Origin of the sequence: Aquabacterium olei, from assembly GCF_003100395.1 — a bacterium.
Lineage (GTDB): Bacteria > Pseudomonadota > Gammaproteobacteria > Burkholderiales > Burkholderiaceae_C > Aquabacterium > Aquabacterium olei.
Genome location: NZ_CP029210.1, coordinates 2,169,964 through 2,183,045, shown reverse-complemented (window position 1 = coordinate 2,183,045; position 13,082 = coordinate 2,169,964). Strand labels below are relative to the sequence as shown.

Sequence of the window (13,082 nt, the reverse complement as noted above, 5' to 3'; positions counted from 1 at the left end):
CCGCACATGCCTGCTTCTCTCTTGTCTTCGCGCCGCCTTCCCTGGGTGATCGCCGCGGTGGTGGCGGTGGTGCTGCTGTGGTGGCACGCCGCGATCCTTGCGCCGTTCGTGCTCAGCCTGGTGCTGGCCTATGTGCTTCAGCCCGCCGTGTTGCGGCTGCAACACTGGCGCGTGCCCCGCGCTCTGGCGATCGGCCTGTGTCTGCTGGCCGTGCTGCTCGTGGCCGCCACGGTCTTCGTGCTGCTGGTCCCCATTGTGTCCAAGCTGACCCCGATGCTGCGTGAGCAACTGCCCGATCTGCTGGTGGGCGTGTGGGGGCGTGTCGTGCCGTGGCTGAGTCAGTTCGGGCTCAGCGTGCCGGCCACCGCCGAAGAATTGAAGACCTGGATGGTCGGCTTCATGCAGGACCACGTCTCGCAATGGGGCGGTGCCATCTGGAAGTCGGTGCTGGCCGGTGGCGGCGGCCTGATGTCGGTGGCGGGCATGGTGCTGCTGGTGCCCATGCTCGCGTTCTACTGGTTGCTGGACTGGGGTCGGCTGGGCCGCCAATGGGCCTCCCTGGTGCCACCGCGCTGGCGTGAGCCGGGCCACGCCGTGATGGCGGAATGCGACGAGCTGTTCGGCCAGTACCTGCGGGGGCAGCTCATCGTCATGGGCATCCTGGCGATCTATTACAGCATCGGGCTGTCGCTGTTCGGCTTCAGCCTGGCGCTGCCGATCGGCGTCTTCACCGGCCTCGCCGTCTGCATCCCTTATCTGGGGTTCGGCCTCGGCATGGTGCTGGCCGTGCTGGCCGGCCTGCTGCAGTTCGGCAACGGTGAGCAGGGTGTGCTGTGGCCCTTGCTGGGCGTGGGCGTGGTCTATGGCCTGGGCCAGGTCGTCGAGAGCTTCTTCCTCACGCCCCGCCTGGTGGGCGAGCGCATCGGCCTGCATCCGTTGGGTGTCATCTTCGCGTTGATGCTGTTCGGGCAATGGATGGGCTTCTGGGGCCTGCTGATCGCCTTGCCCGTGTCCGCCCTGGCGATGGTGCTGGGGCGTCGTGCCTTCGTGGCCTGGCAGGCATCGCGCCTGTACCAGGCCGATTGATCCGGATGGATCTGGTCTGCCTGCTGTCAACATGAGTCACCTGGACTCGCTGCTGAGTCGTTCTTCGGGTGTGCAGCCCATGCGCCAGATTCCGCTGGATCTGGGGCCCGCTGTCGTCCAGACCCTCGATGATTTCGTCGACGGCCCCAACGCCGACCTGCTGGCCTGGCTCCGCGCCTGGCCGGCCGTCAGCGGGCCGGTCTCGCCCGCCTACCTCTGGGGTCCCGCCGGCTCCGGCAAGACGCACCTGATGCGCGCCATGGTCGAGCACGCGCTCGGCAAGGGCTTCGGCGTCGTGTGGCTCAACGCGCAGACCTGCCAGATGTGGGATGCGGCCGACCCGATGTCGCCCACGCTCGCCCTGATCGACGAGTGCGACCAGCTCGACGCCGATCACCAGCACCTGGCCTTCAACCTCTTCATCGAGTCGGCCAGCCCCTCGAACCCGACCGAAGCCGGCCCGCTCTTCATCATGGCTGCGGGCAACGTGCCGCCGGTCGACCTGCCCGTGCGCGACGACCTGCGCACCCGCCTGGGCTGGGGCCTCATCTTCGCGCTGAGCCCGCTCGACGAAGCCGGCGTGCGCGACGCGCTGCAGCGCGAGGCCGCCCGCCGCGGCATGGCGCTGGGCGACGACATCGTCTCCTACCTGCTGACCCGCTACAGCCGCGATCTGGGCTTTCTCATGACGCTGCTGGACCGCCTCGACCGCTATGCGCTGGCCGAACACCGCCTGATCACCGTGCCCCTGCTCAAGCAGATGCTGGCCGTGGAGAACCCATGAACCTTGCCCTTTTCGACCTCGACCACACGCTGCTGCCGCTGGACTCCGACCACGAGTTCGGGGAGTTCCTCATCCGCCACGAGCTGGCCGATGGCGTGACCTACCGCGCCCGCAACAACACCTTCTACGAGCAGTACTGCAACGGCACGCTGGTGCTCGACGACTACATCGCCTTCACCACCAGCATCTGGCGCGAGCTCGATGCCGAGGCCCAGGCCGCCCTGCAGCAGACCTTCATGGAAGAGGTGATCCTGCCGGCCATCCACCCGCAGGCCGTCGAGCTGGTCGAGCGCCACCGCGCGCAGGGCGACCTGCTGGCCATCGTCACCGCCACCAACGAATTCGTCACCCGCCCGATTGCCGACGCGTTCAACGTCGACGACCTGCTGGCCGTGCGCCTGGAGCGCGATGCCGAGGGCCGCGTAACGGGCCGGATCGACGGTGTGCCTTCCTTCCGTGAAGGCAAGATCACACGTGTGGAACAATGGTTGTCCGAGAAGGGACGACAGCTGAGCGACTTTGGACGCGTCAGCTTCTACAGCGATTCCCCCAACGACCTGCCTTTGCTGGAGCGCGCCAACGACCCTGTGGCCACCAATCCCAGCCCCGCGCTGGAGACCGTGGCCCGTGAACGCGGCTGGCGCATCCTTCGACTGTTCGCATGATCAAGAGCCTGATAGACAAGATCCTGGGTAAGAAACCCCCGCGCCAGCGCACTGCCGCGCCGGCCGCGAAGACGGCGAAGGCCGCCAAGCCCCCGCGCATTCCGGTGGGCAAGCGCGTGGACGTGCCTGCAAGCGAGCACGGCATCGACCCCGACCTGGTCGACGAACGCGCCCGCCGGGTGGTCGAAACCCTGCAGGACGCGGGTTACGAGGCCTACATCGTCGGGGGCGCCGTGCGCGACCTCATCCTGGGCATGCGCCCCAAGGACTTCGACGTGGCCACCAACGCCACGCCCGAGCAGGTCAAGAGCCTGTTCCGCCGCGCCTTCATCATCGGCCGGCGCTTTCGCATCGTGCACGTGGTCTATGGCCGTGGCCGCGAACACGAGGTGATCGAGGTCTCGACCTTCCGCGCCTACATGGACGCCACCGCGGCCGAGCAGGTCGAGGGCAACGAGAAGACCTCCAAGAAGGAACTGGCCGACAAGTCCCTCGTGGTGGATGCCAGTGGCCGCGTGCTGCGCGACAACGTCTGGGGCCCGCAGGATCAGGACGCCGCCCGGCGCGACTTCACCATCAACGCCATGTACTACGACCCGCGCACCGGCGTGGTGGTCGACTACCACGGCGGCATCAAGGATGCGAAGAAGCGCGTGCTGCGCATGATCGGTGTCCCGGAAGTGCGCTACCGCGAAGACCCGGTGCGCATCGTCCGCGTGGTGCGTTTCGCCGCCAAGCTGGGCTTCGAGATCGAGCCGCGCACCCGCGAACCCATCCAGGCCATGGCCGACCTGCTGGCCAACGTGCCGCAGTCGCGCCTGTTCGACGAGATGATCAAGCTGCTGCAGACGGGCCACGCCACCGCGTCGCTCAACGAGCTGCGCAAGCAGGGCCTCGACCGTGGCGTGTTCCCCGTGCTCGACGCCGTGTTCGACGAAGCGCGCCGCCATCCGGGGCGCGACCATTTCGTGCAGCTGGCGCTCAACGACACCGACCGCCGCGTTGGCGAGGGCAAGCCGGTGGCGCCCAGCTTCCTGCTGGCCTGCCTGCTGTGGCACGACGTGCTCGAGCACTGGAAGCGCAACCAGGCGCAGGGCGAGCCGCCGTTCCCCGCACTGCAGTCGGCCACCGACGCCGTCTTCAACGCCCGCATCGGCGACATTTCCGGTCGCGGCAAGCTGGCCGCCGACATGCGCGAGATCTGGACCATGCAGCCGCGCTTCGAGCGCCGCGTGGGCAACGGGCCTCTGACGCTGGTCGAGCAGCCGCGCTTCCGCGCGGGTTTCGACTTCCTTCGCCTGCGCGCCCAGGCCGGCGAGCTGGACATGGAGCTGGCCACCTGGTGGGAAGACTTCTCGTTGGCCGATGACCACGAGCGCCGCCGCCTGCTCGACGAAGCGCGTCAGCAGGAAGTGCAGCGCCGCCAGACCCGCGCCAGCGCGCCGGACACGAGCGGGGAGGGCGGTGGCGAAGTGGGCGGCGATGCCCCGCGCAAGCGCCGTCGTCGCCGTCGCAAGCCGGCTGGCGAGCGCGCCCCGCAGGACGGAGCCGCCGATTGACGCACCCGGTTGCCCCGGACACCCAGGCCCTGAGTCGGGTGCCCCGGCACCTCGCGCTGGTGGGCATGGGCGGCAACCTGGGCGACATGCGCGCGCGGCTGGCCCGTGCGCTCGAGGATATGAATGGGTTGCCGGGCACCGCCGTGGTCCGCGTCTCGTCCTTGTACGAGACCGCGCCGGTGGACGCCACCGGCCCCGACTTCATCAACGCCGTGGCCGTGTTGTCATCGGCGCTGGGCCCGCAGGAACTGCTGGCCGCCTTGCTGGCGCTGGAAACCGCGCATGACCGCGAGCGCCCTTACCGCCATGCCCCCCGCACGCTCGACCTCGATCTGCTCTGGTATGGGGATGCGGCGCGCTGTACCTCCTCCCTGACGTTGCCGCACCCCCGCATGATGGCGCGCGCCTTCGTGCTGGAGCCGCTGGTGGAGGTGCTCGACGCGCTGGCGGCCGAGGGGGGGAGCGTGCCGGTCTTGCCGTTGCCGGACGTCGACGCCCGCAAGCAGTTGCGTGACGGCCAGGGTATCCGGCGCCTGTAAGCGAATTTTGAAAGGCGTGCCTGCGCAATATGGCATGTCAACCTTTTTCGGGGTAGAATCTCAGGCTTTGTTGGTGGGGCTTCGTGCGTGTTTGCAAAGAAGTCCGCCGGCAGGCGCTGTTTTCGACGTTGCTGTGCACACCGAGCAGGTCAGATCCGTTTCCATCCGCGGAAACCGGAAACGGACCAGACCCGGGTGGCTTGAACAAGGCGAACCCTTCACCGGGTTTTGTGTGGCGATCAGAAGGCAGGCGGCTGGCGGCCACGTTCAAGCCCCGTTGAATGCATTCACATTGAAAGCGAATCTGTAATGACGACCATCCGTGTCAAGGAAAACGAGCCGTTCGACGTTGCCCTGCGCCGCTTCAAGCGCACCATCGAAAAGCTGGGTCTGCTGACCGAACTGCGCGCCCGCGAGTTCTATGAAAAGCCGACCTCGGAGCGCAAGCGCAAGAAGGCCGCGGCCGTCAAGCGTCATTACAAGCGCGTGCGCAGCATGCAGCTGCCCAAGAAGCTGTACTGATCCGCTTCCTGGACACCTGTCGCACAATGCGCTGACATGGCGCACCGGGCGACAAGCAAGCCTGCATGGGGACGCCCAGGCAGGCTTTGTTGTTTCTGACCGTCATTTCCCTCTCTTCCGTACGCTGGATTCCCGACCATGAGCCTCCTCAAGCAACGCATCACCGACGACATGAAAGCCGCCATGCGCGCCAAGGAAGTCGATCGCCTCGGCACCATCCGCATGCTGTTGGCTGCGATGAAGCAGAAGGAAGTCGATGAGCGCGTGGAGCTGGACGACGCCATGGTGGTGTCCATCGTCGACAAGCTCATCAAGCAGCGCAAGGACGCCGCCCAGCAGTACGAGGCCGCCGCCCGCGCCGACCTGGCCGAAAAGGAAAAGGCCGAGATCACCGTGCTGGAGGCCTACCTGCCGCAGCGCCTGACCGCGGACGAGATTCACGCCGCCGTGAAGGCGATCGTGGTCGAGATGGGTGCTGCGGGCCCGGGCGACATGGGCAAGGTCATGGGCGTTGTGAAGCAGCGCCTGGCCGGTCAGGCCGACATGGGCCTGGTGTCGGCCGCCGTCAAGGCCGCACTGGCCGGCTGAAGCACACCGCCAAATCCACCACGCAAGGAACGATCATGAGCCAGTCCGTTTCGCTGAGCCCCATCGCCGAAGATGTCTACGCGGCGCCACAACTGACGCCCGAGGCCATGGCCGCGGCGGCCGAGGCGGGCTTCAAGGCCGTGCTCAACAACCGCCCCGATTTCGAAGGCGGCCCCGAGCAGCCCACCAGTGCCATGATCGAAGCCGCTGCGCGAGCAGCCGGGCTGGCCTACGCCCACCTGCCGGTGCAGGGGGGCTACCAGTCACCCGAAGAGATTGCGCAGTGCGCGGAGCTGCTGAAGACGCTGCCGCGCCCGTTGCTGATGTTCTGCCGCAGCGGGGCACGCTCGTCCCGCCTGTATCAGCAGGCCATCTCGCTCGGCGACTGAGCCGCCAGGCCGCCTGAGGCGGCCACCCCCGACCCCGGCGTCGATCGGGGCGACCTGATCCGGCCTTGCTGCGCCGGCAAGGAGGAGCCAAGCATGCATACCTACATCCGCCTGATGGACGGCCTGGCGCGCGCCCTCGGCGTGCTGGCTGCCTGGGCCTTGTTGCTCGCCTGTGCGATCAGTGCCGGCAACGCCACATTGCGCTATGCCTTCAGCATCGGCTCCAATGCCTGGCTGGAAGCGCAGTGGTACCTGTTCGCGCTGGCCGTGTTTGCAGGCGCGCCCATGCTGCTCAAGCTCAACGAGCATGTGCGCGTGGACGTGCTGTACGGCGGCCGCTCGCCCCGCACCAAGGCGTGGATCGACGTTCTCGGCCTGCTGCTGGTGCTGCTGCCGGTGTGCGTGGTCACTGCGTGGATGGCTTGGCCGTTTGCGGTCGAGGCCTACGTGCAGCGCGAACATTCGCCCAGTGCGGGTGGCTTGCTGCGCTGGCCGGTGAAGGTAGCCATCCCGGTCGGGTTCGCGCTGCTGGCGTTGCAGGGCCTGGCCGAGCTGTTCAAGCGGGTGGCCTACCTGCGCGGTGACGCCGACGCCGTTCGCGTGGACTACGAAAGGCCGCTGCAATGATCGCCATGCAGGACCTCGCCCCGATCATGTTCGGCTCCCTGGTGGTGGCCATGCTGGTGGGCTTCCCGGTGGCCTTCACGCTGGCCGGCTTGGGCCTGGGCTTTGGCGCCTTCGCCATCTCGCAGGGTTTCTTCCCTGAGGCCTTCCTGTCGAACCTGCCTCTGCGCCTGTTCGGCATCGTGTCGAACGAGTTGCTGCTGTCCATCCCGTTCTTCACCTTCATGGGTGCCTTGCTGGAGCGCTGCGGGCTGGCAGAAGACCTGCTCGACGGCACAGGCCAGTTGTTCGGTGGTCGCCCTGGTGGGCTCGGTGTGGCCGTGATCCTGGTGGGCGCCGTGCTCGGCGCCATCACGGGCACGGTGGCCGCCAGCGTGATCGCCATGGGGGTGATCTCGCTGCCCATCATGGTGCGCTATGGCTACGACATGCGCTACGCCACGGGCGTCATTGCCGCATCGGGCACGATCACGCAGCTGATTCCGCCCTCGCTGGTGCTCGTCGTGCTGGCCGACCAACTGGGTCGATCAGTGGGCGACATGTACCTGGGCGCCATCGGGCCCTCGTTGCTGCAGACGACGCTCTTCCTGCTGTTCACCCTGGCCGTGGCGGTGTTGCGGCCGCAGTGGGTGCCACCGCTGCCGGAAAGCGCGCGGACGCTGCGCGGATGGCCGCTGTGGCGCAAGGTGCTTTGGGGCATGGTGCCCTCGCTGGTGCTCATTTTCCTGGTGCTGGGCACGCTGTTCATGGGCCTGGCCACGCCGACCGAAGCGGGTGCGCTGGGCGCCTTCGGGGCCATGGCGCTGGCCGCACTGCACCGCCGGCTGAACACGACGCTGATCTGGCAGGCCATGGACTCGACCATGCGGGTCACCGTGATGGTGATCTTCATCCTGCTGGGTTCGAGCGTGTTCTCGCTGGTGTTCCAGGGGGTCGACGGCAACGTGTGGATCGAGCACATGCTGTCACACCTGCCAGGCGGCCCCATCGGCTTCCTGATCGCGGTGAACATCTTCGTGTTCTTCCTGGCGTTCTTCCTCGACTTCTTCGAGATCGCCTTCATCATCGTGCCGTTGCTCGCGCCGGTGGCCGAGAAGATGGGCATCGACCTGGTGTGGTTCGGTGTGATGCTGTGCATCAACATGCAGACGAGCTTCATGCACCCGCCTTTCGGTTTTGCGCTGTTCTACCTGCGCGGCGTGGCCGACCAGATCCACAAGAGTGGCGCCATCACACGGCCGATTGCTTCGCGCGACATCTACCTGGGCGCCATTCCCTGGGTGGTGATGCAGTTGATGCTGGTCGCGGTGGTGATCTTCTGGCCGCAGTCCGTCACCTACTGGCTGGACAAGGATGCCAAGGTGAACACCGATGACGTGAAGATCGAGATGCAGATCGAGGACACCGGCGAGGCGCCTGCAACGGAAGAGGGCGCCGAAGCGCCCCCGTCGTTCGATGTGCCGGCCGTCGATCAGGCTGCTTCAGCCGCGTCGGGCGAGGGCTCAGACCGCGTGGCCAGGTAAGCGCTCAGGACAGCCAGGCCGCATGCCACGCCCCACACCACGGGATGAGGCCCCAGCATCAGGGCCGTGAAGACCCCGCTGGCCGCGATGCCGGCCACGGCCGCCACCTTGCCCTTGCGGGTGATCTGGCGTTTCTCGATCCACAGCCGCAGGCCTCGACCGTAGCGCGGGTGGTTCAGCAGGCGCTCCCGCATGGCGGGATCGCCCTTGCCATAGGCCCACACACCGATCAGCAGAAAGATCGTGGTGGGCAGCAGAGGGATGAACGCATTGATCACCCCGACGGCCATGCTCAGCATGCCGACCGAGCGCCATGTGCGCTCCAGGGCGGGTTGGCTCCAGTCGGTCTGCCAGTGGCGTTCAGCGGTTCGGGTCGGTGCCTGGGCGTGGTTCATGGCCTGCGCTCCTCAATCTCACCAACAGTCTGCACGAAAAACGGCGCCGCCGGGGCCGACGCATCGCAAGACCGCGCTGACACCCCGCCTTGTGAAGGCTGGATCCGTGAATTGGCCGCGTTCCGGTCAGGCGGAGCAGGGGGCTCAGGGCTGCAGGTGCACCGCCAGCCACACCGTGCCGTTGACGGTGTGTTCGACCGTGTGAGGCACGCCGGCTGGCAGGAAGAGGTGGTCGCCTCGACGGAGCGTGTGCGGGGTGCCGGCCACGCTGAGCCGGGCCTCCCCTTCGAGCACCACCACCCACTCGTCCTGCGGCTGGGTGTAGGTGGTCGGTGTGATGACATCCGAGCTGACGATGCGCTCGATCACCAGGTTGCGCTGCGCCAGCAACACGTCGAAGCGCTCGCCCTCGGCAGGCGGTTGCGCGTCGTCGAACAGATTGCCGGGCAGCGTCATGCGCGGTGGCGTCAGAGTTTGGCCGCCTGCATGTAACGGTCGAACGTGGCTTCGGTGAAGCGGAACCACAGGTTCTGGTCTGCGCGGAATTTGCTGTAGTCGGCGTAGACCTTCTTCCAGGCCGGATTCTTGTTGTTCAGGTCGTTGCAGATGTCCATGGTGGCCTTGAAGGCGGCGTCCAGGACGGGCTTGGGCATCTGCACGAGCTTGGTCTTGGCGGCCACCAGTTGCTTGAGTGCCAACGGGTTGCGGGCGTCGTAGCGGGCCTGCATCTCGACGTGGGCGTGCGAGGCGGCCACTTCGACCATGGCCTTGTAGTCGGCGCTCAGGCTGTTGAAGGCCTTCTGGTTGATGAAGAAGTCGAGCTGCGGGCCGCCTTCCCACCAGCCAGGGAAGTGGTAATGCGGGGCCACCTTGTAGAAGCCGAGCTTCTGGTCATCGTAGGGGCCCACCCATTCGGCGGCGTCGATCGTGCCCTTTTCCAGCGCCTGGTAGATCTCGCCGCCAGGCAGGTTCTGCGGCACCACGCCCAGCTGCTCCATCACGCGCCCGGCAAAGCCGGCCACGCGCATCTTCAGGCCCTTCATGTCGGCCAGGCTGGTGATGGGCTTGCGGTACCAGCCACCCATCTGGGCGCCGGTGTTGCCGCCGGGGAAGTTGATGATGTTGTAGCGGGTGTAGAACTCGCGCATCAGCGTCAGGCCGTTGCCTTCGAACATCCAGGCGCTCATCTGGCGGGAGTTCAGGCCGAAGGGGATGGCGCAGCCGATGGCAAAGGTCTCGTCCTTGCCGACGAAGTAGTAGGGCGCCGTGTGCGCCATCTCGACCGTGCCGGCCTGGACGCCATCGACCACGCCGAACGGGGGCATCAGCTCACCGGCGGCATGCACCGAGATCTGGAACTTCCCGCCCGACATCTCGGACACCTTCTTCGCGAACACTTCGGAAGCGCCGTAGATGGTGTCGAGCGACTTGGGAAAACTGGAGGCCAGGCGCCAGCGCACATTGGCCTGCGCGTGGACGATGGCGGGGGCGGCACCAGCGGCCAGCACGCCGGCGAGGCCGGCACCGTGGATGAAGCGGCGGCGTTCCATGTGAGAAGGGCTCCTGTGAATCGTTTCTGAGGGACAACTCAGGCGATTCTAGGGAGCCCCGATGCATCGCCCGGCGGCCGCGGGGCGGTGTTTACCCGCACGCAGCATGCGGCCACTGGGGCGGACCTCAGTGGCCGGCGATCTTCATCTTCTCGATCAGCACCGAGCCGACGGTCTTGCTGCCGTAGGTATAGGCATCGGCCCCGATGGCCACGATCTGCTGGAACATCTCGCCGAGGTGGCCGGCAATGGTGATCTCGTGCACGGGGAACTGGATGACGCCGTTCTCGACCCAGTAGCCGGCTGCGCCGCGGGAGTAGTCGCCCGTCACGTAGTTCACGCCCTGGCCCATCAGCTCGGTCACGAACAGCCCGGTGCCCAGCTTCTTGAGCATGGCCTTGAGGTTGTCCTTGGGGGCAGTGAGTTTGCTCTGCATCACCAGGTTCTGCGAGCCGCCGGCGTGGCCGGTGGTCTTCATGCCCAGCTTGCGCGCCGAGTAGCTCGACAGGAAGTAGCTCTGGGTGACGCCGGCCTTGACCACGCGGCGCTTGCGCGTGAGCACGCCCTCGTCATCGAACGGGGCGCTGCCTTTGCCCTTGAGGATGTGCGGGTCTTCGATGATGTCGATGTGCTTGGGGAACACCGGTTTGCCCAGGCTGTCGAGCAGGAAGGTGGCCTTGCGGTAGAGCGCGCCACCGCTGGTGGCCTGCACGTAGGCGCCCAGCAGACCGGCGGCCAGCGTGCTTTCGAACAGCACCGGCACTTCGCAGGTGGCGATCTTGCGCGATTTCAGGCGTGACAGCGCACGCTCGGCCGCATAGCGGCCCACGGCTTCAGGCCGGGCCATGTCGCGCGCATCGCGCTCGGACGTGTACCAGAAGTCGCGCTGCATGTCGTTGCCGCGGCCGGCAATGGGCGACACCGACAGCGAATGGCGCGAGCTGGCATAACCGCCGCGGAAGCCGCGCGTGTTGCCGGCAAAGAAGTGAGACTGCTGCGCCGACACGCCTGCGCCTTCGGAGTTGGTGATGCGCTTGTCGACCACCAGGGCGGCGTCTTCGCATCGGCGGGCCAGTTCAGCGGCTCCCTCGGCGTCGATGGCCCAGGGGTGGAACAGGTCCAGATCCCGCTTGGCGGCGCGACCCAGGGCCAGGTCCTCGGCGTCGGGCAGGCCGGCGGCCGGGTCTTCGGCGGTGTAGCGGGCGATGTCGTAGGCGGCGCGCACGGTCTGCTCCAGCGCCTGCGGCGAGAAATCGGAGGTGCTGGCGTTGCCGCGGCGCTGGCCCACGTAAACCGTCACGCCGATGGTCTTGTCGCGGTTGCGCTCGACGTTCTCGAGCTTGCCCTTGCGCACCGACACCGACAGGCCCATGCCTTCGGAGACCTCGGCCGCGGCATCGGTGGCGCCCAGCTTCCCGGCGAGCCCCAGCGTGTCTTCAATCAGCTGCTGGAAGTGCTCGCGGCTGTAGGCGAAGCCGTTGGACTGCAAAGCGGGGGTCTTGCCGGAGGAGGACGTGCTGTTCTTGGCGGCCATGTTGTGGTCTGGTGAAGAGGGCCCCCGTATCATAGCGACCACATGAATCCGAAACATTTTGATCAAGACGACGGCGTGGACGGTGGCGACGACCCGTTCGGCGGCCGTCCGAGCAAGAGCGCGCTCAAGCGCATGAGCCACGACCTGCAGGCCCTGGGCAAGCAGCTGCTGGAAATGCCCGATGCCCGCCTGAACGACATCGCCATGCCCGAGCGGTTGCGCGACGCGCTGGCCAACTACAAATCCACGCGATCCTTCGAGGGCAAGCGGCGCCAGCTGCAGTTCATCGGCAAGGTGATGCGTGAGGTCGACGCGGAGCCGCTGCGCGAAGCCGTGGCCGAGTTCCAGCTGGGCCACGCCCGCAACGCGCTAGAACTGCATCAGGCCGAACGCTGGCGCACCGAGCTGCTGAGCGAAGACAAGGACGTGGTGACCCGGTGGGTGGCGGCGCATCCCGACACCGACGTGCAGCAACTGCGCGCCCTGGTGCGCAATGCACGCAAGGACCAGGCTGCGGCGCCCGAAAAGCGCAACGGCCGGGCCTACCGTGAGCTGTTCCAGTTCATCAAGCACGCGATGATGGCGGATGCTGGCGAGCCCCCGGCTCCCTCGATGTCGTCCGACGCGGGCGACGAATCGGACGACGCATGAGCAGCCCGCAGTCCGGTTTCGAGCCCGTGCGGATCGGGGTGGTGTCAGTCAGCGACCGCGCCAGCACAGGGGTCTACGAAGACAAGGGTCTGCCGGCCCTGCAGGACTGGCTGGGTCGTGCCGTGCGCAACCCGGTCACCTGGGTACCTCGCCTGATCGCCGACGAACGCGACCTGATCGCCCAGACGCTGCGCGAGCTGGTGGACGTCGAAGGCTGCCACCTGGTGCTGACGACTGGTGGCACCGGGCCCGCGCCGCGGGATGTGACGCCCGAGGCCACGCTGGATGTGGCCGACAAGGAAATGCCGGGCTTTGGGGAGCAGATGCGCCAGATCAGCCTGCGCTTCGTGCCGACGGCCATCCTGTCGCGGCAGACGGCGGTCATCCGCAAGCAGGCCCTGGTCCTCAACCTGCCCGGGCAGCCGAAGTCGATCGCCGAAACGCTGGAAGGCCTGCGGGACGCGGAAGGGCGCGCCGTGGTGCCCGGCATCTTCGCGGCGGTCCCGTACTGCATTGACCTCATCGGCGGCCCCTACATCGAGACCGATCCGGCGGTCTGCGATGCCTTTCGACCGAAGTCAGCGCGACGGCCCCTCCCCGGCACGTCAGCCTGACTGGGTGCGCCGCCCCCTCTGTCTGGGGGCGTACGGACGCACAGGCCCCCCGCACGGGG

General features: G+C 67.1%; 16 protein-coding genes. 12 read left to right on the top strand and 4 right to left on the bottom strand.

Annotated elements, in window-relative coordinates; all coding sequences use genetic code 11:
• Positions 1-6: 6 nt before the first annotated feature.
• The 10 genes from DEH84_RS09910 to DEH84_RS09865 all read left to right on the top strand — a co-directional run bounded on the left by DEH84_RS09910 (position 7) and on the right by DEH84_RS09865 (position 8,279).
• Positions 7-1,086 (top strand): AI-2E family transporter, encoded by a 1,080-nt coding sequence (locus tag DEH84_RS09910; RefSeq protein WP_109036713.1) that lies wholly within the window; start codon positions 7-9, stop codon positions 1,084-1,086.
• A 31-nt stretch (positions 1,087-1,117) separates the two neighbouring features.
• Positions 1,118-1,870, top strand: a complete 753-nt coding sequence (locus DEH84_RS09905; RefSeq protein WP_245932551.1) for an HdaA/DnaA family protein — start codon at positions 1,118-1,120, stop codon at positions 1,868-1,870.
• Entirely contained in the window at positions 1,867-2,535 is a 669-nt protein-coding gene (locus DEH84_RS09900) for a histidinol-phosphatase (RefSeq protein WP_109036712.1), read from the top strand. The genes DEH84_RS09905 and DEH84_RS09900 overlap by 4 nt, the downstream gene beginning before the upstream one ends.
• The gene (gene pcnB / locus DEH84_RS09895) at positions 2,532-4,094 is read left to right on the top strand and encodes a polynucleotide adenylyltransferase PcnB (RefSeq protein WP_109036711.1); all 1,563 of its coding nucleotides are present in this window, start codon (positions 2,532-2,534) and stop codon (positions 4,092-4,094) included. Before DEH84_RS09900 ends, pcnB begins: the two co-directional genes overlap by 4 nt.
• Before the next feature lie 65 nt (positions 4,095-4,159).
• Complete coding sequence (gene folK / locus DEH84_RS09890; RefSeq protein WP_109038315.1) at positions 4,160-4,633, top strand: 2-amino-4-hydroxy-6-hydroxymethyldihydropteridine diphosphokinase; 474 nt, start codon at positions 4,160-4,162, stop codon at positions 4,631-4,633.
• A gap of 309 nt (positions 4,634-4,942) precedes the next feature.
• Entirely contained in the window at positions 4,943-5,155 is a 213-nt protein-coding gene (rpsU, locus tag DEH84_RS09885; protein ID WP_009551973.1) for a 30S ribosomal protein S21, read from the top strand.
• A 138-nt stretch (positions 5,156-5,293) separates the two neighbouring features.
• Positions 5,294-5,743, top strand: a complete 450-nt coding sequence (locus tag DEH84_RS09880; RefSeq protein WP_109036710.1) for a GatB/YqeY domain-containing protein — start codon at positions 5,294-5,296, stop codon at positions 5,741-5,743.
• A 35-nt stretch (positions 5,744-5,778) separates the two neighbouring features.
• The gene (locus tag DEH84_RS09875; RefSeq protein WP_109036709.1) at positions 5,779-6,132 is read left to right on the top strand and encodes a TIGR01244 family sulfur transferase; all 354 of its coding nucleotides are present in this window, start codon (positions 5,779-5,781) and stop codon (positions 6,130-6,132) included.
• Between the two features lie 93 nt (positions 6,133-6,225).
• Positions 6,226-6,759, top strand: a complete 534-nt coding sequence (locus DEH84_RS09870; protein WP_109036708.1) for a TRAP transporter small permease subunit — start codon at positions 6,226-6,228, stop codon at positions 6,757-6,759.
• Positions 6,756-8,279 carry a TRAP transporter large permease gene (locus tag DEH84_RS09865; RefSeq protein ID WP_109036707.1) on the top strand — a complete coding sequence of 508 codons (1,524 nt, stop codon included), beginning with the start codon at positions 6,756-6,758 and terminating at the stop codon, positions 8,277-8,279. The genes DEH84_RS09870 and DEH84_RS09865 overlap by 4 nt, the downstream gene beginning before the upstream one ends.
• Here the strand turns inward: DEH84_RS09865 and DEH84_RS09860 are convergent.
• The 4 genes from DEH84_RS09860 to pmbA form a co-directional block, all read right to left on the bottom strand.
• Positions 8,228-8,674: a YbaN family protein gene (locus DEH84_RS09860; RefSeq protein WP_109036706.1), complete on the bottom strand. Its 447-nt coding sequence runs from the start codon at positions 8,672-8,674 to the stop codon at positions 8,228-8,230. The two genes, DEH84_RS09865 and DEH84_RS09860, sit on opposite strands and share 52 nt — an antisense overlap.
• 144 nt (positions 8,675-8,818) lie before the next feature.
• Complete coding sequence (locus DEH84_RS09855; protein WP_109036705.1) at positions 8,819-9,130, bottom strand: cupin domain-containing protein; 312 nt, start codon at positions 9,128-9,130, stop codon at positions 8,819-8,821.
• An 11-nt stretch (positions 9,131-9,141) separates the two neighbouring features.
• On the bottom strand, positions 9,142-10,224 hold the full coding sequence (locus tag DEH84_RS09850; RefSeq protein WP_109036704.1) for a TRAP transporter substrate-binding protein: 1,083 nt from the start codon (positions 10,222-10,224) through the stop codon (positions 9,142-9,144).
• Positions 10,225-10,351: 127 nt separating this feature from the next.
• Positions 10,352-11,758, bottom strand: coding sequence for a metalloprotease PmbA (pmbA, locus tag DEH84_RS09845; RefSeq protein WP_109036703.1), 1,407 nt, complete (start codon positions 11,756-11,758; stop codon positions 10,352-10,354).
• 42 nt (positions 11,759-11,800) lie between these two features.
• Here pmbA and yjgA point away from each other — a divergent pair, with 42 nt between their 5' ends.
• Entirely contained in the window at positions 11,801-12,409 is a 609-nt protein-coding gene (yjgA, locus tag DEH84_RS09840; protein WP_109036702.1) for a ribosome biogenesis factor YjgA, read from the top strand.
• The gene (gene mog, locus DEH84_RS09835) at positions 12,406-13,023 is read left to right on the top strand and encodes a molybdopterin adenylyltransferase (RefSeq protein WP_109036701.1); all 618 of its coding nucleotides are present in this window, start codon (positions 12,406-12,408) and stop codon (positions 13,021-13,023) included. Before yjgA ends, mog begins: the two co-directional genes overlap by 4 nt.
• The last annotated feature ends 59 nt before the right edge of the window (positions 13,024-13,082 follow it).